Here is a 23,353-nt window from a genome sequence, read left to right as displayed (position 1 = left end):
GCCCCGTCGCGAGCGACATCCGCGTCGAGGCCATCGCGTCGACGAACCCCACCGGGTGCACCCGCTCCCACGAGCCCGAGCGCACCGTCGTCTCCACCCTGGCGCCCCACGCCCCCGCCACCGCCGTGGCCCCCTCGGCCGCGTTCACGACACCCTGCAGCTCCCCCGCGAGCGCGAACGCCTCCTCCGACGACAGGACGTGACCACCCTCGACCAGCTCGGCCCCCAGCCGCGCGCACTCCTCGCGCAGCGCCGCGATGCGGCGGGAGAGGGTCTCGGTGTCCATGTCTCAGTGTACCGAACACGTGTTCGACAGACAAGGGTCCCAAGAGCATTGTGGACAACCAATCGAGCTCGCGCACAGCAGGATCCCGCACCGAGCAACTCGTGCTCACACCGCCCGGCTCAGAGGAGGCGCAGCGTCTCGGGGTCCTCGGTGCCGCCGAAGTACTGCTCGAGCGCCGCCCGGAAGGGCGTGTCCTCTCCCGGACCGGAAGCCACCGCAAACAGGGTCATCGAGGAGCGCAGCTTGACGGCGTCGATGCCGCCGAGGACCGCCTCGGCGTCCGACCCCGGCAGCGCGAGCAGGGCCTCGACGCACTCGTGCAGCCGCGGCCCCAGCACCGGGTGGGCGAGGTACTCCCGAGCCTCCCCCACGCCGCGCACGCCGTAGTGCTGCGCCGTCGCGCTGCGTCCGAGCCCGGCCACCTGGGGCAGGACGAACCACATCCAGTGCGAGCGCTTCCGGCCGGCGCGCAGCTCGGCCAGCGCCGCGGAGTACGTCCCACCCGAGTCCTGCGCCTCGACGAACCGTTCCAGGTCGCCCGCACCGTCGTCGGCCACCGTCAGTACCCCGGCACCGACGGGTCGACGTCGCGCGACCACGCGAGGATGCCGCCGGGCACGTCCCACGCGTCGACGCCGCGAGCCCGCAGCAGGTCGACGGCCTCCGCCGAGCGCCCACCGGCCTTGCAGTGCACGACGACCCGGCGCCCGTCGCCCCCGGGCACGGACGCCCCGGCACGCACCTCACCGACCGGCAGCAGCACCGAGCCCGGGATGGCCGCGACGTCGCGCTCCCCCGGCTCGCGGACGTCGAGCAGGACGAAGTCGGCCCGCCCCGCGTCACGCTCGGCGAGCAGGCGGGCGAGCTCCTCGACCCCGACCTCGGGACGACCCAGCGAGCCATCGTCCGCCAGATCACCTGCAGCACAGGCATCCTCACGCTGCGTCGCCCACCCGAGCGGACGCGTCGCGTCGGCCGAGGCGCCGCACACCGCGCAGCCCGGGTCGCGCCGGACCGGCACCGCGTCCCACGTCTGGCGCAGCGCGTCGTGGACGAGCAGCCGGCCGACGAGCACCTCCCCCGACCCCGTGACGAGCTTGACGGCCTCGGTCGCCATGACGGACCCCACCGACGCGCACACCGCGCCGAGCACCCCGCCGACCGCGCACGAGGGCACGGCGTCCGGCGGCGGTTGCTGCGGGAAGACGCAGGCGTAGCAGGGGCCCTCGCCGGCCCACCACACCGACACCTGCCCGTCGAACCGGTAGACCGACCCCCAGACGTGCGGGATGCCGAGCCGGGCGCACGCGTCGCCGACGAGGTAGCGCGTCGGGAAGTTGTCGGCGCCGTCGAGGACGAGGTCGTAGTCCGCGAGCACCTCCATCGCCGTCACGGCGTCGAGCCGCTCGCGGTGCCGCACGACGACCGTGTCGGGCGAGATCGCCGCCACGGCGTCCGCGGCGGAGTCGACCTTGGCGCGACCGACGTCGTCCACACCGTGCACCACCTGGCGCTGGAGGTTGGTCGACTCGACGACGTCGTCGTCGACGACCCCGATCGTGCCGACCCCCGCCGCGGCGAGGTAGAGCAGCGCGGGCGACCCCAGCCCCCCGGCACCGACGACGAGGACGCGCGCGGCGCGCAGGCGGCGCTGGCCGTCGAGCCCGAGGTCGGGCAGGAGGAGGTGGCGGGCGAAGCGGGTCCGCTCTGCGGCGGTGAGCTCGGGCCCGGGCGGCACCAGCGGGGGACGCGCCATACGGCGAACCTAACACCGGCGCGGGGCACAGCCCCCGGCCACGACCTACCCGTCCGTAGGATGACGCGCGACGCCACGACCGGAGGACCCCATGACCAGCACCACGACCCCTCGCAGCTCGCGGATGCCGCGCAGCGAGCGCCGCGCCCAGCTGCTCGAGGCCGCCCAGGCCGTGTTCGTCCAGTCCGGCTACCACGCGGCCGCGATGGACGAGATCGCCGACCGCGCCGGCGTCTCCAAGCCCGTCCTCTACCAGCACTTCCCCGGCAAGCTCGACCTCTACCTGGCCCTCCTCGACACCCACTGCGACACCCTCGAGCAGCTCGTGCGCCGGGCGCTCGGGACCGACGCCGGCGACAACGAGGCCCGCGTCCGGGCGACGGTCGCCGCCTACTTCGACTTCGTGACGCGCGAGGACGCCGCCTTCCGCATGGTCTTCGAGTCCGACCTCACGAGCGTCCCGCAGGTCCGCGCGCGGCTCGACGCCGTCGAGCTCGCCTGTGCCGAGGCCATCGCCGAGGTCATCGCCGAGGACACCGGTGCGGACGACGAGCGGGCGCTCCTCCTCGGCTCCGCCCTCGCCGGGATGGCCCAGGTGGCGGCCCGGCACTGGCTGGCCCAGGACGGCGACATCCCCGAGGCCGAGGCCGCCGCCACGATCAGCACGCTCGCCTGGCGCGGGCTCGGCTCCTTCCCGAAGGTCGGGTCCTGACGACCGCTGCGCTGCGCCCTCGGCGAACACGCCCGAGCACCGGAACAGCCCCGACGCGTCGCGGGTTAGCCTGAGCGCGAGTACCCATCCGAGCGGGCCCCGGCCCGCGAGACCGACGAAAGGTGCGTGCCCCGTGGAGGTCACCATCGGTGTCCAGAACGTCGCCCGCGAGCTCAGCCTCGAGACGAACGCCGACGCGGACGAGGTCGCCGCGGCCGTCGACGCCGCCCTCGCCACCCCGGAGGGGATCCTGCGCCTCACCGACACCAAGGGCCGCACGGTCCTCGTGCCGGGTCGCTCGGTCGGCTGGATCCAGGTCGGCGAGACCGACAAGGGCAAGGTCGGCTTCGGCATCTGACGCACACCGGCGCTGACCTGCGCCGATCCTTCGTTCCGACCCATCCTGTCGAAGGTTTGACGAATCTTCGTCGAAGGTCTAGCGTCGCGTCGTGCCCGAGATCCGGGCACGTGTGACGGGGCCCTCGGGCCCGGAACGGGAGAACCGCATGACCGAGCTCCTTCCCATGGCCGCCAGCTGCGCCCCGTCGGGCGTCGGCGGATGGATCGGCACCATCATCTTCGGCGCCGTCATCGGCGTCCTCGCCCGCCTCGTCCTCCCCGGCCGGCAGGCGATCAGCATGGTCGTCACCGTCGTCATCGGCATCGTCGGCGCCCTCATCGGCTACTGGCTCTCCGCCCAGATCGGCGTCTGCACCACCGGTGGCATCGACTGGCTGCGCTGGGTCATCTCCGTCATCGTCGCGGCCGTCCTCGTCGTGATCTACGAGCGCGTCATGGCCTCCCGCGGCGGCGCTCCCCGCACCCGCGCCTGACCGACACCCGCACGACGACGGCCCCCGCCACGTGGCGGGGGCCGTCGTCGTGCGCAGGAGGGGCCGCTCAGGCCTCCAGACCCATCCGGGCCATCCGCTTCTGGTGGTTCTCGGTGAGCCGGGTGAACATCCGACCGACCTCGCCGAGGTCGAGCCCTCCCCCGACGAGCAGCGCCGCCATCGCGTCGCGCTCGACGGCCACGGCCTGGGCCTGCGAGAGCGCCTCGCCGAGCAGCCGTCGCCCCCACAGGGCGAGTCGGCCCGCGGCCGTGCGGTCGGTGCGGATGCTGTCGCGGACGATCTGGACGACGAACTCCGCGTGCCCGCCGTCGTCGAGGGCGTCCTGCATCACGCCGCGCGTCTCCTCGTCGACGAACGCCGACATCTCGCGGTAGAAGTCCTTGGCGATGCCCTCGCCGACGTACGCCTTGACGAGGCCCTCGAGCCACCCCCGCGGGCGGGTGCGCTCGTGGAAGGCGGAGAACGGCGCGACGAAGGGCGCCATCGCCGCCTCCGGGTCGACGCCCAGGCCCGCGAGGTGCGCGCTGAGGCGCTCGTAGTGCTGGAAGTCGGTCGTCGCGAGGCGTCCCATCCGGGACTTCAGCGAGAGCGTCGGGGCGAGGTCGCAGTCGGCCGCCATCCGCATGAAGGCGGTCAGCTCGCCGTAGGCCAGCACCCCGAGGAGGTCGACGACGGCGGCGTCGTAGCCGTGCTCCTGGGCCCCGTCCGCGTCCATGCGTCGGAGCCTAACGGTAGAGTGGCGGCGACCACGGTGCCCGGTCGGCTCGCACCCGTGTAGTGACCTTGATGGGCGGACGCCCGGTGTCCCCGGACGCCGCGACCGCCCCCGATGACCTCCGATCGGCCCGCAGCCTCTGCGCTGGTGCGCCCCGCGCGCCCGCCGACCGAAGAAGAGAGTCCATGACCGACGTCACCGACGCCCAGGCCGAACCGCAGGCCGCCCCGACCGAGCCGACCCCGAGCTTCTCGGACTTCCCGATCCACCCCGACATCGTCGCGGCGCTGGTCGGGCACGGCATCACGAGCCCCTTCCCCATCCAGGCGATGACGCTGCCGGTCGCGCTCGGCGGCCACGACATCATCGGCCAGGCCAAGACCGGCACGGGCAAGACCCTCGGTTTCGGCATCCCGATCCTCAACCGCGTCGTCGCCCCCGGTGACGACGCGTTCGCCGGCCTCCCGGCCGCGGGCAAGCCGCAGGCCCTCGCCGTCGCCCCGACCCGCGAGCTCGCCGTCCAGGTGGCCGGCGACCTCGAGCGCGCCGGCGCGAAGCGCGGCATCCGCGTCCTCACCGTCTACGGCGGCCGGGCCTACGAGCCCCAGGTCGAGGCGCTCAAGCGGGGCGTCGAGGTCGTCGTCGGCACCCCGGGCCGCCTCATCGACCTCGCCCAGCAGGGCCACCTCGACCTCGGCCACGCGCGCATCGTCGTCCTCGACGAGGCCGACGAGATGCTCGACCTCGGCTTCCTCCCCGATGTCGAGAAGATCCTCGCGATGACGCCGGCCGGCCGCCAGACGATGCTCTTCTCGGCGACCATGCCGGGCGCCGTCGTCACCCTGGCCCGCCGCTACATGAACCAGCCGACGCACATCCGCGCGATGGGCGACGACCAGGAGAACGCGCACACGGTCAAGGCCGTCGAGCAGCACGTGTACCGCGCGCACGCGATGGACAAGGTCGAGATGCTCGCGCGCATGCTGCAGGCCGAGGGCCGGGGTCTGACCATCGTCTTCAGCCGCACCAAGCGCACCGCCGCCAAGGTCGCCGACGAGCTCGTCGAGCGCGGCTTCGCGGCCGCGTCCATCCACGGTGACCTCGGCCAGGGCGCGCGCGAGCAGGCGCTGCGCGCGTTCCGCAACGGCAAGGTCGACATCCTCGTCGCCACCGACGTCGCGGCCCGTGGCATCGACGTCGAGAACGTCACGCACGTCATCAACTACCAGTGCCCCGAGGACGAGAAGACCTACCTGCACCGCATCGGGCGCACCGCCCGCGCCGGCAACACCGGCACCGCGGTCACCTTCGTCGACTGGGACGACCTGCACCGCTGGGGGATGATCAACCGCGTGCTCGACCTCGGCATCCCCGAGCCGGTCGAGACCTACTCCTCCTCGCCGCACCTCTACACCGACCTCGCGATCCCCGAGGGGACCAAGGGCCGCCTGCCGCGCGCGAAGCGCACCCGCGAGGGCCTGGACGCCGAGGTGCTCGAGGACCTCGGCGAGACCGGCAAGTCCGGTGGTCGTGGTGGCCGCGGCGGTCGCGACGGTGGTCGCGCAGGCCGTGACGGCGGGCGTGACGGCGGGCGTGACTCCGGCCGTGGCGGGCGTGACGGCGGCCGCGGTGAGGGTCGCTCGTCCGACCGCCCGACCGAGGGCGGCGAGCGCCCCCGGCGCAGCCGCAACCGCCGCCGCACCCAGGGCGGCAAGCCGGCCGGCGAGGGCGCGCAGGGCTGAGCCCGCACCTCCCCACGCACGACGAGAGGGGCCGCATCCCGGGTGGGATGCGGCCCCTCTCGCGCGGGGTGGGCCGGGTCAGTCCTGCGGGGTGATGGTGCTCGTGTCAATGACGGCGCGGTAGCGGACGTCACCGTCGACGACGCGGTCCCAGACGGCGTCGACGTCGGCGGCGTCGACGACCTCGATCGTCGCGGCGATGCCGTGCTCGGCGCAGAAGTCGAGCATCTCCTGGGTCTCGGCGATGCCACCGATCTGCGAGCCGGCCACCGCGCGGTTGCCACCGATGAGGGCGCCCGGCGGGATCTCGTAGGGGGCCGGCGGGAGGCCGACGTTGACGACGACACCGGCCGGCTTGAGCAGCGCGACGTAGTCGGCGATCGGGATGTCGGCGCTCACCGTGTTGAGGATGATGTCGAAGGTGCCCTTGGCGGCCTCCATCGCCTCCTCGTCCTTCGAGGCGATGTGCGCGGTCGCGCCGAGGCCGATGGCGTCCGCGGCCTTCGCGTCGCTGCGCGAGATGGTCGTGACGGTCGCGCCCATCGCCGCGGCGATCTTGACGCCCATGTGGCCGAGGCCGCCGACACCGACGATGGCGACCTGCTTGCCCGTGCCGGCGCCCCAGCGGTGCAGCGGCGAGTAGGTCGTGATGCCGGCGCAGAGCAGCGGGGCGGCGACGTCGAGCTCGATGCCGTCGGGGATGCGCAGGACGAAGCGCTCCGAGACGACGACCTCCTGGGCGTAGCCGCCCATCGTCCACTCGCCGTCGTAGCCCTGGGCGTTGTACGTGCCGACGGAGGGCTTGACGCAGAACTGCTCCATGCCGTCCTTGCACTGCTCGCACTCGCCGCACGAGTCGACGAGGCAGCCGACGCCGACGCGGTCACCGACCGAGTGGCGGGTGACGTCGGAACCGACCTCGACGACCGTCCCGGCGATCTCGTGGCCGACGGTCAGGGGGAAGTGGGCGGGGCCCCACTCCTCACGGGCGGTGTGGATGTCGGAGTGGCAGATGCCGGCGAAGGCGATGGCGATGCGGATGTCGTCCGGTCGCAGGTCGCGCCGCTCGATGGTGCCCTGGCGGAAGCCGGAGGTCGCGGAGTCGGCGATGAGTGCAGGGGTGGTTGTCGTCATCCCAGCAGGCTAGGACGCCTCCCCCACCCGCGGTCAAACTCTGGACAAACATTCGACGATGAGCGATCTCACCGCCGCTCGGGGAATACGGTCAGAGTGTCTCGAGCAGCCCCGCCGCGACCTCGCGGTAGGCCGTGGCGCCCTTGCTCGAGCGCGCCGTCGAGAGGATCGAGCGGCCGACGGCCGGGGCCTCGGCGAAGCGCACGGTCTTGGGGATCGGGGGGCTGAGCACCGGCAGGCCGTAGCGCTGGCCGACGTCCTCGAGGACCTCGCGCGCGTGGGTGCTGCGACCGTCGTACAGCGTCGGGAGGATGCCGATGACGCGCAGCTTCTTGTTGAGGATCTTCTTGACGTCGGCGACGGTGTCGAGCAGCTGGCCGACGCCGCGGTGGCTGAGCATCTCGCAGGGCATGGGCACGACGAGGCCCTGCGCGGCGGTCAGCGCGTTGAGGGTGAGCACGCCGAGGCTCGGCGAGCAGTCGAGCAGGATGACGTCGTAGTCCTTGCGGACGGTGTCGAGGGCGCCCTGGAGCACGTACTCACGCGCCGGCCGGCCGAGGAGGACGGCCTCCGCGCCGGCGAGCTCGATCGAGCTGGGGACGAGGTCGACACCGTCGGCGCAGGTCTGGACGACGTCGGCGAGCTCGGCGGCGCCGAGGAGGACGTCGTGGACGGAGGACTCGACGGTGTCCGGGTCCACGCCGAGGCTGAAGGTCAGGCAGGCCTGGGGGTCGAGGTCGACGAGCAGCACCCGCTTGCCGGCCTCGGCGAACGCGGCGCCGAGCGAGGCGACGGACGTCGTCTTGGCGACCCCGCCCTTCTGGTTGGCGAGGGCGATGATCGTGGCCTTGCGCTTCGGCGCCATGGGGCGGCCCTTTCGGATCGTCGTCGGGGACGGCCCGATCCTCTCATCCGGCGCGGCGGCGCCCGGACGCGAGGACGAAGCGGCGGAACGCCTCGGCCGACGGCAGGAGGGGGCGGCCGTCGACCCACGCGAGCCCGACCTCGCGGTGCGCGCCGACGTCGGTCAGGGGCAGGAGCCGGGTGCGAGCGAAGGTCGCCGGCACGGAGAGGCCCTGCGCGGGGACGACGGAGACCCCGAGACCGGCCGCGACGAAGCCGCGGATGGTCGGCAGGTCCTCGGCCTCCATCGCGACGGCCGGGATGAAGCCGGCGGCCCGGCAGAGGTCGAGCGTCTGCTGGCGCATCCCCGACGGTGGGGCGCGCAGGACGAACGGCTCCCTGGCGACCTCGGCGAGGGCGACCTCGGAGCGGCCGGCGAGCGGGTGGTCGGTGGAGACGGCGAGGACGAAGGGCTCGTCGAGGACGTGCTGCCACACGACGCCCTGGCCGGCGACGCGGGCTGCGGTCAGCTCGAGGTCGGCGCGGCGGGTCGCGAGCTGGGTGGAGATGCGCCCGTCCTCGCCGACCGCGGTGCGCTCGATGACGACCCGGACCCGGGGGTGCTGCTCGCGGAAGGCCCCGACGAGGCCGGGGACGAGCCAGCTGCCGAGGCTCAGCGGGTAGGCGAGGGTGACGACGCCGCTCTCGGGGTCGACGATCTCGCCGACCGCGGCGAGGCCGTCGTCGAGGTTGTTGACGAGGGCGTCGACGTGGCGCTTGAACGCCGAGCCGGCGTAGGTCATCCGCAGGACCCGGCCCTGCCGGTGCAGGAGCGGGGTGCCGACCTCGTCCTCGAGCCGGGCCAGCGCGCGCGAGACCCCCGACTGGCTGACGCCGAAGACGTCGCTCACCTCGGTGACCGTGTAGCCGTCGGCGACGAGCTGGAACCAGCGCAGCGACTCGGTGTCCATCCCATGACGATACGTCATGTGACGGTTGCGTCGTTTTCATTGGACGCATGGATGGCGTCGCTCGCACACTGGATGCATGACGAACACCACCGCACTCTGGACCACCGTCAAGGACGATCTCCGTGAGCGCCGCGAGCAGCGCGCCGCGGTCCGCCGGCTGCGCGAGGACCTCTCGCACTACCGGACCCCCCACGAGATCGAGGACCTCCTCGTCGCCGTGGACACCCAGGAGGCGCAGGGCATCGCGACCGAGGAGGCCCCGCTCATCCGCTCCATCCTCCAGGAGAACCTGCAGGCGTACTACGGCACCCAGTCGCCGGTCCGCCGCGCCGCCGGTCTCTGACCGCCCCTCAGCCCGGGACGACGGGCTCCGTGCCCGGGACGACCCGGCGGCCGATCGGGCCCGGGTTCCAGGCGACCTCCCAGCGCACGCCGTCGGGGTCGGCGAAGTAGCCGGAGTAGCCACCCCACTCCCGCTCGACCCCCGTCCCCACCGTCGCCCCGGCCGCCGCGGCGAGCGCCAGCACCTCGTCGACGAGGGCCGGCGTCTCGACGTTGTGCGACAGCGTGAGCGGCAACAGGCCGGGCCCACTCACCGTGACGCCGCCGACCTCGGCCTCGAAGTGCGCCCGGTCCCAGAGCGAGAGCACGAGCCGCTCCCCCGCCGGGAACATCACGACCTCGCCGTCGACCTCCAGCTCGGGCACCCACCCGAGCCCGTCGACGTAGAAGCGCCGCGAGGTCGCGAGGTCGGCGACGGCCAGGGTGACGAACGAGATCCGCTGCTCCATCCCGGCAGCCTGCCACCACCACCCGACACGGCTCTGGCGCCCGAGGCACCCCCGCCCCTACGCTGGCTCCCGTTGGTGCGTATGACGAGACGGGTTGCACGATGAGCAACGAACTCCCCACCGTGGCCCTCGCCCACCTCCTCGAGGGGGCGCGCTACGAGGTGATGCCCACTCCCTCGATCACCGAGGCCGTTCTCGAGCACGTGCCCCCCACCCTCACCGTCACCGTGACCGCCGCCCCGAGCAAGGGCCTGGCCGCCACCCTCGACACCTCCGTCGCCCTCGCGACCGCCGGCTACCGGGTCGTCCCGCACCTCGCCGCGCGCATGGTCACCGGCCGCGCCGAGCTCGAGGACGTCGTCTCCCGGCTGGCCGAGGCCGGGGTGACCGCGGTGTTCGTCCCCGGCGGCGACGCCGACCCCCCGGCCGGCGACTACACCTCCGCCCTCGACCTCCTCCAGGACCTCGCCGCGCTCGAGCACCCCTTCACCCACGTCGGCATCACCGGTTACCCCGAGTCGCACCCGAGCATCGACGACGACGTCACCGTCCAGTCGATGTGGGACAAGCGCCGCTACGCCACCCACGTCGTGTCCAACATGACCTTCGACGCCGAGCACCTCGGCACCTGGACCGAGCGCGTCCGCCGCCGCGGGGTCACCCTGCCGATCCTCGTCGGGGTCCCCGGGCCGGTCGACCGCACCAAGCTGCTCGGCATGGCGACGAAGATCGGCGTCGGCGAGTCGCTGCGCTTCCTGCGCAAGCAGAAGTCGGTCTTCGCCCGCATCGCCTCCCCCGGCTTCTCGACCGACCGCTTCGTCAGCCGGGTCGCCGCGCTCGCCGCCAACCCCGCGCTCGACATCGAGGGCCTGCACGTCTTCACCTTCAACCAGGTGGCGGTCATCGAGTCGTGGCGACGGCGGATGCTCGACGAGGCCGTGTCCGCCCGGGTCAGACCGCCGGGATGACCGCCGCACAGTCGCTACCGTGGTCGACGTGACCAACCGACTCACCACCCTCCTCGCCGGGCGCCCGGCCATCGCCGACGGCGGCTACGGCTGGCTGCTCCAGGAGCGGGGGCTGCCGATGGGCGAGTGCGCCGAGTCGTGGAACCTCACGAACCCCGACGCGGTCGCCGCCCTTCACGAGGAGTACGCGGTGGCCGGCGCCCGCCTGCTCACGACGAACACCTTCGGCGCCACCGAGCCGCGGCTGGCCCAGCACGGCCTCGCCGGGCAGGCCGAGGAGGTCAACCGCGCCGCGGCCGCCCTGTGCGCCACCGTCGCCCGCCGCCACGACGCCCTCGTCGCCGGCGACATCGGCCCCACCGGCGAGCTCCTCGAGCCGCTCGGCGCCCTGACCCCCGAGGCCGCCCGCGAGCTCTTCGCCGAGCAGGTCCGCGGCCTGCGCGACGGCGGCGCCGACCTGCTCCTCGTCGAGACGATGAGCGACCTCGAGGAGGCACGCGCCGCCGTCGCCGCCGCCCGCGCCGAGGCCCCCGAGCTGCCCCTCGTCGTCACGCTGTCGTTCGACACCAACCTGCGCACGATGATGGGCGTGACCCCGGCCGCCGCCGTGGCCGCCCTCGCCGCGGACGGCGTCGACGCGGTCGGCGCCAACTGCGGCCGCGGCCCGGACGAGATGCGCACCATCGCCGAGCAGCTCGTGGCCGCGCGGCCGGACGGGGTGCTGCTCGTCGCCCAGTCCAACGCCGGGCTGCCGGAGCTCGACGGCGACCGCTTCGTCTACACCGTCGGGCCCGAGGCGATGGCGGACCACGCGCGAGAGCTGCGCGACCTCGGCATCGACGTCGTCGGCGCGTGCTGCGGCTCCTCGCCCGCGCACCTGCGGGCGATGGCCGCCGCGCTCACCGCGGGCTGACCAGCGCGGCCAGGGCGGCCTCGAGCCCGCCGGACCCGGTGTGCCGCACCGTGAGCGGCAGGCCGATGGACTCCGCGGCCTCCTGGGCGAGCCCGCGCAGCTCCGCCTGCTCCGCGGGGTCCCGCGTCTGCACGAGCCAGACGACGCGCGCGTAGTGGCGGAAGTAGTCGTCGCGCAGCTCGGGATGGCGGTCGAGCCCCAGCTCGCGCACGACCGTCCGCGCGAAGGACCGCACGAGGAAGTCGGTGAGCAGGTAGGTGCCGGGCTCCTCCGCGGACAGCGCCTCCACGGTCGCCGGTCCCGCGAACAGGTCGTAGCAGTGCAGCCCCGGGAGCCGCTCCACCCCGAGCTCGCGACAGGCCGCGTCGAGCGCCCCGTAGGTGCCGCAGTCGGCGTACCCGACGACGACGCGGTCGTACCTCGACCCCAGGTCCGCGACGGCCTCGGCCACCGCCGGCGCGATGCGCTCGGGCCGGTTGTGCAACAACGGCGGCAAGGGGTGGACGTCGAGCGGCCACCCGTGACGGGCCGCCGCCTCGGCCGCCGGCTGCGCGATGGCCCCGCAGGCCACGAGGGCGACGCGCCCCGGGTCGCGCGCCTCAGACGGGGAAGGCGAGCTGGTCGACGAAGCGGTCGTTGAAGTCGGGGCGGTCCGAGAGCTCGACATAGCGCACCTCCTCGAGCAGCGCGTCGGCACCGGCCCGCTCCCGGGCCGACAGCAGCACCATCTTCGCGCCCTCCCCCGCGACGTTGCCGGCCGAGACGATGCGCAGCACCGACAGCTTCGGCACGAGCCCGATGCGGACCGCGGACGACGGCGAGAGGTAGGACCCGAACGAGCCGGCGAGCAGCACCTGCTGCACCTCGGACGCCTCGAGCCCGAGCTCCTCGAGCAGCAGCGACCAGCCGGTCGAGATGGCCGCCTTCGCGAACTGCAGCTCGCGGACGTCCCTCTGCGAGAGGTAGACCGACTCCTCGACGGGCGCGTCGGCGGAGTGCCGGTGCAGGACGAAGACCCGCTCCCCCTCGCGCACCGTCGCCATCCGGTCGGCGAGCACCGGCGCGAGCTCGGCAGCGCGCTCGTCGGTGACGAACCGGCCCGAGGAGTCGAGCAGGCCGACGCGGGCGAGCTCGGCGACCGCGTCGACGAGCCCCGACCCGCACACCCCGCGGGCCTCGACGTCGCCGATGACCCCGAGCGCGACCGCGAGCGAGGGGTCCTCGGCGTCGGGGTCGAGCCGGACGACCTCCACCGCCCCGTCGGCCGCGCGCATCCCGCAGCGGATGGCGCCGCCCTCGAACGCCGGCCCGGCGGGTGCGGCGGTCGTGACGATGCGCTCCCCGTCGGTCAGCGCGATCTCGCAGTTCGTGCCGACGTCGACGAACAGCCGGACCCGCTTGTCGCGGTCGAGGCCGCTGGCGAGCATCCCGGCGACGATGTCGCCGCCGACGTAGGCACCGAGGGCCGGGAAGACGACGGCGCGCGCGCCCGGGTGCAGCGTGAGCCCGAGGTCGGACGCGAGCAGCACCGGCCAGTCGGCGGTCGCCTGGACGAAGGGCGCGACGCCCAGCGGCTCGGGGTCGACGCCGAGCAGGAGCGCGGTCATCGTCGCGTTGCCGGCGAGGGCCACCTCGTAGACGCCGGCCGGGTCGACGCCGCCCTCCTCGCACACCTCGGCGGCGAGCCCGGCGAGGGTCTCGCGGGCGAGCGCGGTGAGGCGGGGCAGCGCCTGCGGATCCATCATCGTCGCGCTGATCCGGGTGATGACGTCGCCGCCGAACGGCTGCTGCCGGTTGAGCACCGACGACACCGCGACCGGCGTCCCCGTCTCGAGGTCGAGCAGCGTCGCGACGACCGTCGTCGTGCCGAGGTCGTAGGCGATGGCGTGCCGCCGCCCCGTCGTGTCACCGGGCTCGACGTCGACCAGCGTCTCGTCGACGACGACCGCCGTCACCTTGAAGTCGTTCTGCCGCAGCACGACCGGCAGCCGGCGCAGCGCGTAGAGGTCGGGGTTCAGGGTGAGGTCGTCGACGGCGTCGCGCAGCCGCGCGAGGTCGGTGCGCTGGTCGGCGAGCGTCGGCTCGGTCAGCTCGACGTAGCGCTTCTGCACCGACGGCCGCAGGATGACCTGCCGGCCGACGCCGACGGTCGAGGCCTTGGGCCGGGTGACGAGCGGCGGCACCTCGACGTCGAGGTCGTGCGTCGCGCGGACGAGGCACGCGAGGCGCCAGCCGTCGTGGATCTGGTCGGCCGTGAAGGTCCGCACGTCGTGCCGGGTCACCGGCGCCGTGCCGCGGGTGAGCCGGACCCGGCACTTGCGGCAGGTCCCGTGCCCGCCGCAGGTCGAGTCCACGGCGATGCCGTTCCACGACGCCGCGTCGAACACCGACACCCCCGGCGGCACACGGACGACGCGCTCGGCCGGGCTGAAGGACAACGTGACCCGGCCGGCTCCGGCGAGCTCGGTGTCGTCGACGTCGGAGGTCAGCGGCGCGGGCGGCTCGAGGAGCCCCTCGCGTCGCAGGTCCTCGACGACGTCCTCGAAGGGCTGGTCCGGCCCGCGCTCGCCCGTCACGCCGTCCCGGCGGCCGCCGCCTCCGCCGCCTGCCGGGCCCGGTGCGCGCCGATCCACGACATGCCCCACTCGTCGTTGCCGAGGAGGAGGTCCGAGGCCCGCACCGCGTCGACGACGTGCGGCGTGCGCGCGTCCATGATCGCGCTCGTCATCCCCGCCGACATCGCGAGCGGCAGCCAGGCCGCGTTGATGGCGTGCCGGCCCGGCATCCCGAAGCTGACGTTCGAGGCGCCGCACGTCGTGTTGAGGCCCCACCGCTCGCGGATGCCGCGGATCACCTCGAGCGTCGTCCGACCGACCGTCGAGTCGGCGCCGATCGGCATGGCGAGCGGGTCGATGACGATGTCCTCGATCGCGATGCCGTACTCCTGCGTCGCGACCCGGACGATCTTCTCGGTGAGGGCGAGGCGCTTCTCGGCCTCCATCGGGATCTCGTCCTCGTCGTTCGGCAGCGCGACGATGGCGGCGTCGTACTTCTTGACGAGCGGCAGGATGGCGGCCATCCGGTCGTCCTCGGCGGTGATCGAGTTGACGAGCGCGCGGCCCTGGTAGACCGACAGGCCGGCCTCGAGCGCCTCGACCACCGAGGAGTCGATGCACACCGGCAGGTCGGTCAGCGACTGCACGAGCTGGATCGCCTTGGTCAGCAGCTCCGCCTCGTCGGTGAGCGGCACGCCCATGTTGATGTCGAGCACGTCGGCCCCGCCCGCGACCTGTGCCGCCACGTCCTTGGCGATGATCGACAGGTCGCCCTCGCGCAGCGCGGCCTGGAAGACCGGCCGGCCGGTCGGGTTGATCCGCTCGCCGATGACGCAGAACGGCTTGTCCGCACCGATGACGACCTCCTTGGTCGCCGACCGGAGGACGGTGTGCCGCAGCGGGGCGCTCACGCGGGCACCTGCGAACGACGCGCGGCGAGAAGGGCCTTGGCGCGCTTGACGGTGGCCGAGGCGTCCGCGGCGTAGCCGTCGGCTCCGACCGCGTCGGCGTACTCCTGGGTGACCGGCGCGCCGCCGACCATGACGATGACCGAGTCGCGCATCCCCGCCTTCTCCAGGGCGTTGATGTTCGCCTTGAACATCGGCATCGTCGTCGTGAGGAACGCCGAGAAGCCGACGATGTCCGGCTGGTGCTCGTCGATGGCGGCGACGAACTTCTCGGGGGCGACCTGCACCCCGAGGTCGACCACCTCGAAGCCGGCGCCCTCGAGCATGATGTTGACGAGATTCTTGCCGATGTCGTGGACGTCGCCCTTGACCGTGCCCATGAGGAACTTGCCGATCGTCTCGACGCCGGTGTCGGCGAGCAGCGGGCGCAGCACCTCCATCGAGCCGGCCATCGCCCGGCCGGCGATGAGCATCTCGGGCACGAAGAAGTCGCCGCGCTCGAAGCGCGCGCCGACCTCCTCGAGCGCCGGGATGAGCGCGTCGAAGAGCAGCGTGCCGGGGGCCATCTGCATCCCGAGTGCCTGGTGGGTGAGGTCGAGCACCGCCGGGCCGTTGCCGACGAGCGTCTCGTCGTAGAGGCCCCTGAGGATGTCGTCGGGTGTCATGCCGCTCCTTCGTGTGGGTGGTGCTCGAGCCGGGCGGACAGGGCCGCGGCGTGGGTGGCGACGAGGGCGCCGGTCGACGCGAGGTCGCCGACGAGGCGGGACGTCGGTCCCGAGATGCCGAGGGCGGCGACGACCGACCCGCGGTGGCGCACCGGCGCCGCGACACCGGTGAGCCCGGGCTCGAGCTCGTCGACGGTCGTCGCGTAGCCGGCGCGGCGGATGCCGGGCAGCTGCGCGGCGAGCTCGGCGCCGCTGGTCACGGCGTCCGGGGCCGGCGGGTCGAGGGGGCCGGAGGGCACGGGCAGCGCGCCGTGGGCGTAGAGGATCTTGCCGAGCGCGGAGGCGTGGGCGGGCACGTCGGTGCCGACCCAGTCGCGCGAGCCGAGGTAGTACGAGGAGTCGACCTGCGCCACCTGCACGACCGTGCCCCGGCGCGGCACGCCGAGGTTCACCGTCTCGCCGGTGATCTCGCCGAGCTCGCGCATCGTCGGGCCGGCGACCTCCGCGAGCACCTCGTCGCCGGTGCGCCGGGTCGCGTAGAGGTCGAACAGCGGGCCGGGGGCCCACGAGCCGGTGTCGTCCCGCGCGAGCAGGTCGGCCCGCTCCAGCGCGGCGAGCAGCCGCGAGGTGGTCGAGCGCGCGAGCCCCGTCGAGTCCGCGAGCGCCGCGGCCGTCAGCCCCCCGTCGGCGTGGACCACCCGGGCGACGAGGTCGGCGGCCCGGTCGATCGACTGGGTCCCGGTGGTCGGGGGCGGGGTCGGCACGGGTGGTCCTCTCGCAGGGCGGCGGCGACCGTCTGTCGCCGCTCACGATGTGGGCCTTGTGCGCCCACATGATGAGGCTAGGATGTGGCGCGGCTCACCGTCAACGCTCGTCCTGCCCTGTGGAGGCCCACGCGCATGTTCACGAACCGGATGCCGCGCTACGAGATCCTCTCGGCGGACGCGATGGCGCAGCTGGACGCCGGCTGGCGGCGGCTCGTCACCGAGATCGGGGTCGAGTTCATGAGCGAGCGGGCTCTCGAGCTGTTCCGGCAGGCCGGCCAGCGGGTCGAGGACAACACCGTCTTCCTCGACCCCGAGTTCGTCCTCGAGCAGGTGGCGAAGGCGCCGCGCGAGTTCGACGTCCAGGCGCGCAACGCCGAGCGGAGCATCCACATCGGCGGTGACTCGATGGCGTTCGGCGCCGTGTACGGGCCGCCGTTCGTCCGCGAGGGCGAGACGCGCCGCGACGGCACGCTCGAGGACTACCGCAACTTCGCCCGTCTCTCGCAGTCGTTCTCGGTGCTCGACTCCGCGGGCGGCGTGGTCTGCGAGCCCAACGACGCGCCGCTCGACTCGCGCCACCTCGACATGACCTACGCCCTGATGACCATCACCGACAAGGTGTTCATGGGCAACGTCGTCTCCGGCGAGAACGCCCGCGACGTCATCGCGATGTCCGAGATCCTCTTCGGCGGGCGCGAGGCCATCGAGCGGACGCCGGTCAGCATCAGCCTCGTCAACTGCAACAGCCCGCTGCGCTGGGACGACCGGATGCTCGACGCGCTCTTCGAGTACGCCGCGGCCGCGCAGCCCGTCGTCCTCACGCCGTTCATCCTCATGGGGGCGATGTCGCCGGTCACCATCCCGGCGGCGCTCGTCCAGCAGATCGCCGAGGCGCTGTCGGGCATCGCCCTCGCGCAGCTGATCCGCCCGGGCTGCCCGGTCATCTTCGGCTCGTTCCTCTCGAACATCGACATGCAGTCGGGCTCACCGACGTTCGGCACGCCCGAGTCGGGCATCGGCCTGCTGTGCACCGGCCAGATCGCCCGCCACTTCAACCTGCCGTTCCGCACCGGTGGCGGCCTCACGTCCTCGCAGGTACCGGACGCACAGGCCGGCTACGAGGCCCTGATGACGCTGCTCCCGACCTTCCTCGCGGGCACGAACTGGGTGATGCACAGCGCCGGCTGGCTCGAGGGCGGCCTCGTCGCGGGCTTCGAGAAGTTCGTCATCGACTGCCAGATCGTCGAGATGCTCCAGCACGAGTTCACGCCCCTCGAGATCGACGAGGGCTCGCTCGGCTTCGACGCCCACCAGGAGGTCGGGCACGGCGGGCACTTCCTCGGCTCGATGCACACGATGGAGCGCTTCCGGACCTGCTTCTACCGGCCGTTCCTCAACTCCTCGGAGAACTACGAGCGCTGGATGCGCAACGGGGCGCAGGACACGGCGACGCGCGCGCAGGCGATCTGGCGCAAGCGCCTCGAGGAGTACGAGCAGCCGGCGCTCGACGAGGCCGTGCGCGCCGAGCTCGAGGAGTACGTCGTGCGGCGCCGGCGCGAGCTCGGCGACTGACCCGGGGGCCGTCGGCGAGGGTTGCGCCCTTCGCTACCGTTGCGCCATGCGCACCACCTCGCGGGACGCCGGCTCGACCGTCCAGTCCGTCGACCGGGCCGTCACCATCCTCGAGCTGCTGGCCCTGCACGGCGAGGCCGGGACGACGCAGCTGGCCCGCGAGCTCGGGGTGCACAAGTCGACGGCCAGCCGGCTCGTCGCCGCGCTCGAGCGGCGACGGCTCGTCGAGCAGGTCGAGGAGCGGGGCCGCTACCGGCTCGGCGTCGGGGTGCTCAAGCTCGCCGGGGCCACCAACGCCCGGCTCGACCTCGCGAAGGAGGCCCGCCCGGTCGTGCGGCGCCTGGCCTCCGAGACCGGCGAGACGGTCAACCTCGCCGTGCTCTCGGGCGGCGCCGCGCTCTACGTCGACCAGGTGTCCGGCTCCTCGACCCTCTCGTCGTACAACTGGGTCGGCCAGCACATCCCGATCCACGCGACGAGCAACGGCAAGGTCCTCGTCAGCGAGCAGCACGACCCCGAGCTGACCCGCACCCTCGGCGAGCTCACGCCGTACACGCCCTCGACCGTCACCGACCGCGCGGTGCTCGACGCGCAGCTCGCGGAGGTCCGCGAGCGCGGGTGGGCCCTCGCGACCGACGAGCTCGACGTCGGCCTCACCGCCCTGGCCGCGCCCGTCCGCGACGTCCACGGCGACGTCGTCGCGTCGATCAGCGTCTCCGGGCCGACCTTCCGCTTCGGCGCCGACCGGGTCGACGAGCTCGTCCCGCTGCTCCTCGCCGCGACCGAGGAGGCGTCGGCCCGGATCGCCCACCAGCCCGTGGAGCGCTGAGCGAACCTGAGGACGCCGGGGACCACCCGCAGGAATGGTCCTTGACCGCGGCGACCCCGGAGCGCCATCCTGTTGCGCAGAACACGCGGTGTTGCACATCGCGCAACTCTGCGGAGGTGGAGCGTGACGGACCTGGCCGTGAGCAGCAGGACGACATCCGCGACGGACGCGACCTCGGCCGCCCTCTCCGTCCGGGGCCTGTGGAAGGTCTTCGGACCGAACGCCGACAAGCTCCTCGGCACCCCCGACCTCGAGCTGTCCCGGCAGGAGCTGCAGGCCAAGAGCGGGCACGTCATCGGGGTGCGCGACGTCTCGTTCGACGTCGCCCCCGGCGAGGTGTTCGTCGTCATGGGGCTGTCCGGCTCGGGCAAGTCGACGCTGGTCCGGCTCCTCACCCGCCTCATCGAGCCGACGGCCGGCACGGTCGTCCTCGACGGCGAGGACCTCACGGGGATGGGCGAGGACCAGCTGCGCGAGATCCGCCGCCGCAAGGTGTCGATGGTCTTCCAGCACTTCGGCCTGCTCCCCCACCGCAAGGTCATCGACAACATCGCCTTCGGCCTCGAGATCCGCGGCGAGGAGAAGTCGGGCCGCCGCTCGCGCGCCCAGGAGATGGTCGACCTCGTCGGCCTCACCGGCTACGAGCTCAACTACCCCGACCAGCTCTCCGGCGGGATGCAGCAGCGCGTCGGCCTCGCCCGCGCCCTCGCCGGCGACCCGGCGGTGCTGATGTTCGACGAGCCGTTCAGCGCGCTCGACCCGCTGATCCGCCGCGACATGCAGAAGGAGGTCATCCGGCTGCACCACGAGGTCGGCAAGACGATGGTCTTCATCACCCACGACCTCGACGAGGCGCTCAAGCTCGGCGACCGCATCCTCATCATGCGCGACGGCGAGATCGTGCAGGTCGGCGCCCCGGACGAGATCATCGGCGCCCCCGCCGACGACTACGTCCGCGACTTCACCGCCGAGGTGCCGAAGTCGCACGTGCTGACCCTGCGCTGGGTCATGCGCCCGCCGGGCTCGGCCGACGAGGGCGCCGGCGCCCCGGCCCTGCCGGACACGACGGTGGTCCGCGAGGCCGCGCGCGCGGTCCTGGCGGCCGACGGGCCGGTGCGCGTCGTCGACGCGAGCGGCGCGGTCGTCGGGGTCGTCGACGACGAGGACATCCTCCGGGTCGTCGTCGTCGAGCAGCGCGCCCCGGCCGGCGCGCGGTGACCACGACCCTGGAGCCGGCCCGTCCGGCCCCGACGAAGGAGGCGCAGCCCGTCGCCGAGCGCGCGACCTCGCGCCGCACCGGGCGCAAGCTGCTGGCCGTCCTCGCCCTCTGGGTCCTCGCGTGGGCCACCCTGCGCGGCCGGCAGACCCTCGAGCTGGCCAACGCCGACACGACCGGCCTGCACGACTGGTTCAACGACGTCCGCGACCGGGTGCAGCTCCTCGGGCAGGACAACTGGTTCTTCCACGGCGTGCTCGGGACGATCGCGAGCGGGCTCGACACGTTCGTCGGCGTGCTCCAGGAGCACCTCAGCTCGGTGACGCCGGGCGACTGGCTCGGCTGGTTCGGCGTGCTGCTGCTCGCCGCCTGGGTCACCTACGCGCTCGCCGGGCTGCGCTCGACGCTCCTCGTGACCGTCGTCCTGCTCTTCCTCGGTCTCGCCGGCCTCTGGACCGACGGCATCGACACCCTCATCGTCACCATCGTCGCGGTCGTCATCTGCATGGTCGTCGGGCTGCCGCTCGGCATCGCGATGTCGCGTAGCCGGCGCACCTCGGCGGTCGTCACCCCGGTGCTCGACGCGATGCAGACGATGCCGTCGTTCGCCTACCTCACGCCGATCGCGCTGTTCTTCGGGATCGGCCCGGCGTGCGCCATCGTCCTCACGCTCGTCTACGCCCTGCCGCCGCTGGTCCGCATCACGGAGCACGGGCTGAACTCGGTCGCGGAGAACACGGTCGAGGCCGGCCGCTCGCTCGGGGTGACGAAGGGGCAGCTGCTGCGGCAGGTCCAGCTGCCGATGGCCAAGCGCACGATCGTCGTCGGCATCAACCAGTGCACGATGGCGGCGCTGTCGATGGCGACCATCGCGGCGCTCGTCAACGGCCCCGGCCTCGGCAAGCCGGTCATCGCCGCCCTGCAGACCCTCAACGTCGGGGCCGCCGCGGTGGCGGGCCTCGGCATCGTCCTCATCGCGATCATGCTCGACCGCACGACGACCGCAGCGAGCGAGCGCTCCTCCCCCGCGGGCCAGCGGGTCGCGGCCGTCGGCTCCCCCGGCATCTTCGGCGGGCGCACCCTCGTCCTCGAGAAGCTGCCCCGCTGGGCCACCGAGGAGGGCGGGCGCGGCACCGACCGCCGCTTCCTCACCCCGAGCGGCCGGCGGCTCGTCCTCGCCGTGCTCCTGCTGCCCGTCCTCGTCGGGGCCTACTACTCGACCCGCTACCTCCAGCTCTCGCAGTTCCCCGACCTCTCCGGCGTCCCGGTCCTCGGCGAGCTGACCGCGGGCCCCCTCGGCGGGCACATCAACGACCTGACGAACGCCGTCGTCGACGCGATCTCCGGCGTGACCAACGGGTTCAAGGACCTCGTGACGGCCGTGATGCTCAACCCGCTGCAGTCGCTGATGTCCGACCTGCCGTGGTGGGTCATGGCCCTCGTGCTGCTCGCCGTCGCGTTCCTCCTCGGGGGCTGGCGGCCGGCCGTCGTCACCCTCGTCTGCGAGGCCGTCGTCCTCGGCACCGGTCTCTGGTACGACGCGATGGTCACCCTGACGATGACCCTCGTCGCGACGGTCATCGTCATGCTCGTCGCCGTCGTGCTCGGTGTCGCGATGGGTCGGGGCCGGCGGGCGGACACCGTCATCCGGCCCTTCCTCGACGGCTTCCAGACCATCCCCGCGTTCGTCTACCTCGTGCCGGCGCTGGCGCTCTTCGCGGCGACCCGCTTCACGGCGATCATGGCCGCCGTCGCCTACGCGGTGCCGATCGCGACCAAGCTCGTCGCCGACGGCGTGCGCGGCGTCTCGCCGGCCACCGTCGAGGCCGCCCGCTCCACCGGGATCACCCGGTGGCAGATGATCTCCAAGGTCCAGCTGCCGATGGCCCGCGAGGCCCTCGTCCTCGCGACCAACCAGGGCCTGCTCTACGTCCTGTCGATGGTCGTCATCGGCGGGATGGTCGGCGGCGGCAGCCTCGGCTACCTCATCGTCCAGGGCTTCGTCCAGGGCCAGCTCTTCGGCAAGGGCCTGGCCGCCGGCATCGCCATCACCGCGCTCGGGATCATGCTCGACCGCATCGCCCGCCACGCCGCCGCCCGGTTCGGCCGATGAGCCGGGCACCCCACCACGACCCGCGGACGACCGCGGACAGGAGAGAGGTCCAGCCCATGGCACGAGCAACCCACCGGACCGCGCTGGTCGCGGCCACCGCCGCCCTCGCCCTCGGGCTGAGCGCCTGCGGCGGCGGCAACATCGAGCAGCCGAGCGCCTCCGGGTCCGCCGGCGGGGGCGGCAAGGAGTGCGGCGACCTGCGCATCGCCGTCAACCCGTGGACGGGGTACGTGAGCAACGCCCACGTCATCGGCTACGTCGCACAGACCAAGCTCGGCTGCAAGGTCACCTACCCCGACGTCAAGGAGGAGGTCGGCTGGCAGGGCATGGCCTCCGGGTCGATCGACACCATCGTCGAGAACTGGGGCCACGCCGACCTCACGAAGAAGTACGTCGACGAGCAGAAGACCGTCCAGGACGCCGGCCTCACCGGCAACCAGGGGATCATCGGCTGGTACGTGCCGCCGTGGATGGCCGAGAAGTACCCGGACATCACCGACTGGAAGAACCTCAACAAGTACGCGTCGATGTTCAAGACCTCCGAGTCCGGCGGCAAGGGCCAGCTCCTCGACGGCGACCCCTCCTACGTGACCAACGACGAGGCGCTCGTCACGAACCTGAAGCTCGACTACAAGGTCGTGACCGGTGGCTCGGAGGCCGCGCTCATCACGAGCTTCCGGCAGGCCGAGAAGAACAAGACGCCGCTGCTGGCGTACTTCTACGACCCGCAGTGGTTCTTCTCCGAGATGAAGCTCGTCAAGGTCAACCTCCCGGAGTACACCGACGGCTGCGACGCCGACGCCAAGAAGGTCGCCTGCGACTACCCGCCCTACGCGCTCAACAAGCTCATCGCGACGAAGTTCGCCGAGTCCGGTTCTCCCGCAGTGGACCTCATCAAGAAGTTCCAGTGGACCAACGACGACCAGAACGCCGTCTCGGAGATGATCGCCAACCAGAACATGAGTCCTGACGACGCGGCGAAGAAGTGGGTCGAGGCCAACCCCGACAAGGTCGCCGCCTGGCTGTCCTGACCCCCGTCCGAC

Annotated in this window: 25 protein-coding genes; 12 read left to right on the top strand and 13 right to left on the bottom strand. The window is 72.9% G+C overall.

Going from position 1 to position 23,353, the window contains the following annotated elements:
• The 3 genes from IG69_RS0118345 to moeB all read right to left on the bottom strand — a co-directional run.
• Nucleotides 1–286: hypothetical protein (locus IG69_RS0118345; RefSeq protein ID WP_030529622.1), on the bottom strand; the 286-nt coding region annotated here is incomplete at its 3' end.
• Between the two features lie 119 nt (nucleotides 287–405).
• A complete protein-coding gene (locus IG69_RS0118340) occupies nucleotides 406–843 on the bottom strand; it encodes a DUF1810 domain-containing protein (protein ID WP_030529621.1) in 438 nt (145 codons plus the stop codon).
• 2 nt (nucleotides 844–845) lie between these two features.
• The gene (gene moeB / locus IG69_RS0118335) at nucleotides 846–2,042 is read right to left on the bottom strand and encodes a molybdopterin-synthase adenylyltransferase MoeB (RefSeq protein ID WP_030529620.1); all 1,197 of its coding nucleotides are present in this window, start codon (nucleotides 2,040–2,042) and stop codon (nucleotides 846–848) included.
• 91 nt (nucleotides 2,043–2,133) lie between these two features.
• Between moeB and IG69_RS0118330 the strand changes: the two genes are divergently transcribed.
• The 3 genes from IG69_RS0118330 (at nucleotide 2,134) to IG69_RS0118320 (ending at nucleotide 3,587) form a co-directional block, all read left to right on the top strand.
• Nucleotides 2,134–2,754: a TetR/AcrR family transcriptional regulator gene (locus tag IG69_RS0118330; protein ID WP_030529619.1), complete on the top strand. Its 621-nt coding sequence runs from the start codon at nucleotides 2,134–2,136 to the stop codon at nucleotides 2,752–2,754.
• A 133-nt stretch (nucleotides 2,755–2,887) separates the two neighbouring features.
• Nucleotides 2,888–3,112, top strand: coding sequence for a DUF3107 domain-containing protein (locus tag IG69_RS0118325; RefSeq protein WP_030529618.1), 225 nt, complete (start codon nucleotides 2,888–2,890; stop codon nucleotides 3,110–3,112).
• Between the two features lie 148 nt (nucleotides 3,113–3,260).
• Entirely contained in the window at nucleotides 3,261–3,587 is a 327-nt protein-coding gene (locus tag IG69_RS0118320) for a GlsB/YeaQ/YmgE family stress response membrane protein (RefSeq protein ID WP_242525966.1), read from the top strand.
• Nucleotides 3,588–3,654: 67 nt separating this feature from the next.
• Here the strand turns inward: IG69_RS0118320 and IG69_RS0118315 are convergent, their stop codons facing one another.
• Nucleotides 3,655–4,323 carry a ferritin-like fold-containing protein gene (locus IG69_RS0118315; RefSeq protein ID WP_030529616.1) on the bottom strand — a complete coding sequence of 223 codons (669 nt, stop codon included), beginning with the start codon at nucleotides 4,321–4,323 and terminating at the stop codon, nucleotides 3,655–3,657.
• 185 nt (nucleotides 4,324–4,508) lie between these two features.
• On the opposite strand from IG69_RS0118315, the gene IG69_RS0118310 reads away from it, so the two are divergent.
• A complete protein-coding gene (locus IG69_RS0118310) occupies nucleotides 4,509–6,065 on the top strand; it encodes a DEAD/DEAH box helicase (RefSeq protein WP_030529615.1) in 1,557 nt (518 codons plus the stop codon).
• A 78-nt stretch (nucleotides 6,066–6,143) separates the two neighbouring features.
• Here the strand turns inward: IG69_RS0118310 and IG69_RS0118305 are convergent, their stop codons facing one another.
• The 3 genes from IG69_RS0118305 to IG69_RS0118295 form a co-directional block, all read right to left on the bottom strand.
• Nucleotides 6,144–7,199 (bottom strand): NAD(P)-dependent alcohol dehydrogenase, encoded by a 1,056-nt coding sequence (locus IG69_RS0118305; protein WP_030529614.1) that lies wholly within the window; start codon nucleotides 7,197–7,199, stop codon nucleotides 6,144–6,146.
• Between the two features lie 91 nt (nucleotides 7,200–7,290).
• Nucleotides 7,291–8,064, bottom strand: a complete 774-nt coding sequence (locus tag IG69_RS0118300; RefSeq protein WP_030529613.1) for a ParA family protein — start codon at nucleotides 8,062–8,064, stop codon at nucleotides 7,291–7,293.
• A gap of 43 nt (nucleotides 8,065–8,107) precedes the next feature.
• The gene (locus IG69_RS0118295) at nucleotides 8,108–9,013 is read right to left on the bottom strand and encodes a LysR family transcriptional regulator (RefSeq protein WP_030529612.1); all 906 of its coding nucleotides are present in this window, start codon (nucleotides 9,011–9,013) and stop codon (nucleotides 8,108–8,110) included.
• Nucleotides 9,014–9,089: 76 nt separating this feature from the next.
• On the opposite strand from IG69_RS0118295, the gene IG69_RS0118290 reads away from it, so the two are divergent.
• Nucleotides 9,090–9,356: a hypothetical protein gene (locus IG69_RS0118290; protein ID WP_030529611.1), complete on the top strand. Its 267-nt coding sequence runs from the start codon at nucleotides 9,090–9,092 to the stop codon at nucleotides 9,354–9,356.
• A 7-nt stretch (nucleotides 9,357–9,363) separates the two neighbouring features.
• On the opposite strand, the gene IG69_RS0118285 is transcribed toward IG69_RS0118290, so the two are convergent.
• On the bottom strand, nucleotides 9,364–9,804 hold the full coding sequence (locus tag IG69_RS0118285) for a VOC family protein (protein WP_030529610.1): 441 nt from the start codon (nucleotides 9,802–9,804) through the stop codon (nucleotides 9,364–9,366).
• 101 nt (nucleotides 9,805–9,905) lie between these two features.
• On the opposite strand from IG69_RS0118285, the gene IG69_RS0118280 reads away from it, so the two are divergent.
• Together IG69_RS0118280 and IG69_RS0118275 are read left to right on the top strand one after the other, a co-directional pair.
• Nucleotides 9,906–10,772: a methylenetetrahydrofolate reductase gene (locus IG69_RS0118280; protein WP_030529609.1), complete on the top strand. Its 867-nt coding sequence runs from the start codon at nucleotides 9,906–9,908 to the stop codon at nucleotides 10,770–10,772.
• Nucleotides 10,773–10,800: 28 nt separating this feature from the next.
• Entirely contained in the window at nucleotides 10,801–11,685 is an 885-nt protein-coding gene (locus tag IG69_RS0118275) for a homocysteine S-methyltransferase family protein (protein ID WP_030529608.1), read from the top strand.
• On the opposite strand, the gene IG69_RS0118270 is transcribed toward IG69_RS0118275, so the two are convergent.
• Genes IG69_RS0118270 through IG69_RS0118250 form a run of 5 tightly spaced genes read right to left on the bottom strand, consistent with a single transcriptional unit; the run spans nucleotide 11,672 to nucleotide 16,577 of the window.
• The gene (locus IG69_RS0118270; protein ID WP_030529607.1) at nucleotides 11,672–12,256 is read right to left on the bottom strand and encodes a DUF1638 domain-containing protein; all 585 of its coding nucleotides are present in this window, start codon (nucleotides 12,254–12,256) and stop codon (nucleotides 11,672–11,674) included. The two genes, IG69_RS0118275 and IG69_RS0118270, sit on opposite strands and share 14 nt — an antisense overlap.
• 28 nt (nucleotides 12,257–12,284) lie before the next feature.
• A complete protein-coding gene (locus IG69_RS0118265) occupies nucleotides 12,285–14,261 on the bottom strand; it encodes an ASKHA domain-containing protein (RefSeq protein ID WP_245616196.1) in 1,977 nt (658 codons plus the stop codon).
• Nucleotides 14,258–15,151, bottom strand: a complete 894-nt coding sequence (locus IG69_RS0118260) for a methyltetrahydrofolate--corrinoid methyltransferase (RefSeq protein ID WP_030529605.1) — start codon at nucleotides 15,149–15,151, stop codon at nucleotides 14,258–14,260. Before IG69_RS0118260 ends, IG69_RS0118265 begins: the two co-directional genes overlap by 4 nt.
• On the bottom strand, nucleotides 15,148–15,813 hold the full coding sequence (locus IG69_RS0118255; RefSeq protein WP_030529604.1) for a corrinoid protein: 666 nt from the start codon (nucleotides 15,811–15,813) through the stop codon (nucleotides 15,148–15,150). Before IG69_RS0118255 ends, IG69_RS0118260 begins: the two co-directional genes overlap by 4 nt.
• On the bottom strand, nucleotides 15,810–16,577 hold the full coding sequence (locus IG69_RS0118250) for an IclR family transcriptional regulator (protein ID WP_051750735.1): 768 nt from the start codon (nucleotides 16,575–16,577) through the stop codon (nucleotides 15,810–15,812). Before IG69_RS0118250 ends, IG69_RS0118255 begins: the two co-directional genes overlap by 4 nt.
• A gap of 135 nt (nucleotides 16,578–16,712) precedes the next feature.
• On the opposite strand from IG69_RS0118250, the gene IG69_RS0118245 reads away from it, so the two are divergent.
• The 5 genes from IG69_RS0118245 (at nucleotide 16,713) to IG69_RS0118225 (ending at nucleotide 23,341) form a co-directional block, all read left to right on the top strand.
• Complete coding sequence (locus IG69_RS0118245; protein ID WP_030529602.1) at nucleotides 16,713–18,152, top strand: trimethylamine methyltransferase family protein; 1,440 nt, start codon at nucleotides 16,713–16,715, stop codon at nucleotides 18,150–18,152.
• A gap of 46 nt (nucleotides 18,153–18,198) precedes the next feature.
• A complete protein-coding gene (locus IG69_RS0118240) occupies nucleotides 18,199–18,981 on the top strand; it encodes an IclR family transcriptional regulator (RefSeq protein WP_030529601.1) in 783 nt (260 codons plus the stop codon).
• Nucleotides 18,982–19,119: 138 nt separating this feature from the next.
• The gene (locus tag IG69_RS0118235) at nucleotides 19,120–20,199 is read left to right on the top strand and encodes a quaternary amine ABC transporter ATP-binding protein (RefSeq protein ID WP_245616195.1); all 1,080 of its coding nucleotides are present in this window, start codon (nucleotides 19,120–19,122) and stop codon (nucleotides 20,197–20,199) included.
• Nucleotides 20,196–22,310, top strand: a complete 2,115-nt coding sequence (locus IG69_RS0118230) for an ABC transporter permease (RefSeq protein ID WP_030529599.1) — start codon at nucleotides 20,196–20,198, stop codon at nucleotides 22,308–22,310. Before IG69_RS0118235 ends, IG69_RS0118230 begins: the two co-directional genes overlap by 4 nt.
• 56 nt (nucleotides 22,311–22,366) lie before the next feature.
• A complete protein-coding gene (locus IG69_RS0118225; RefSeq protein WP_030529598.1) occupies nucleotides 22,367–23,341 on the top strand; it encodes an ABC transporter substrate-binding protein in 975 nt (324 codons plus the stop codon).
• Nucleotides 23,342–23,353 lie beyond the last annotated feature (12 nt).

It is taken from the genome of Phycicoccus jejuensis, assembly GCF_000720925.1.
Classification (GTDB): Bacteria; Actinomycetota; Actinomycetes; order Actinomycetales; family Dermatophilaceae; genus Phycicoccus; species Phycicoccus jejuensis.
This window is presented reverse-complemented; position numbering and strand designations above follow the sequence as displayed.

Bases quoted from the DNA above. Each gene is read 5' to 3' on its own strand.
- IG69_RS0118285 (WP_030529610.1), bottom strand. From the start codon at position 9,804: ATGGAGCAGCGGATCTCGTTCGTCACCCTGGCCGTCGCCGACCTCGCG.
- IG69_RS0118240 (WP_030529601.1), top strand. From the start codon at position 18,199: ATGCGCACCACCTCGCGGGACGCCGGCTCGACCGTCCAGTCCGTCGAC.
- IG69_RS0118290 (WP_030529611.1), top strand. From the start codon at position 9,090: ATGACGAACACCACCGCACTCTGGACCACCGTCAAGGACGATCTCCGT.
- IG69_RS0118280 (WP_030529609.1), top strand. From the start codon at position 9,906: ATGAGCAACGAACTCCCCACCGTGGCCCTCGCCCACCTCCTCGAGGGG.
- IG69_RS0118330 (WP_030529619.1), top strand. From the start codon at position 2,134: ATGACCAGCACCACGACCCCTCGCAGCTCGCGGATGCCGCGCAGCGAG.
- IG69_RS0118225 (WP_030529598.1), top strand. From the start codon at position 22,367: ATGGCACGAGCAACCCACCGGACCGCGCTGGTCGCGGCCACCGCCGCC.
- IG69_RS0118300 (WP_030529613.1), bottom strand. From the start codon at position 8,064: ATGGCGCCGAAGCGCAAGGCCACGATCATCGCCCTCGCCAACCAGAAG.
- IG69_RS0118305 (WP_030529614.1), bottom strand. From the start codon at position 7,199: ATGACGACAACCACCCCTGCACTCATCGCCGACTCCGCGACCTCCGGC.
- IG69_RS0118310 (WP_030529615.1), top strand. From the start codon at position 4,509: ATGACCGACGTCACCGACGCCCAGGCCGAACCGCAGGCCGCCCCGACC.
- IG69_RS0118255 (WP_030529604.1), bottom strand. From the start codon at position 15,813: ATGACACCCGACGACATCCTCAGGGGCCTCTACGACGAGACGCTCGTC.
- IG69_RS0118245 (WP_030529602.1), top strand. From the start codon at position 16,713: ATGTTCACGAACCGGATGCCGCGCTACGAGATCCTCTCGGCGGACGCG.
- IG69_RS0118315 (WP_030529616.1), bottom strand. From the start codon at position 4,323: ATGGACGCGGACGGGGCCCAGGAGCACGGCTACGACGCCGCCGTCGTC.
- IG69_RS0118320 (WP_242525966.1), top strand. From the start codon at position 3,261: ATGACCGAGCTCCTTCCCATGGCCGCCAGCTGCGCCCCGTCGGGCGTC.
- moeB (WP_030529620.1), bottom strand. From the start codon at position 2,042: ATGGCGCGTCCCCCGCTGGTGCCGCCCGGGCCCGAGCTCACCGCCGCA.
- IG69_RS0118295 (WP_030529612.1), bottom strand. From the start codon at position 9,013: ATGGACACCGAGTCGCTGCGCTGGTTCCAGCTCGTCGCCGACGGCTAC.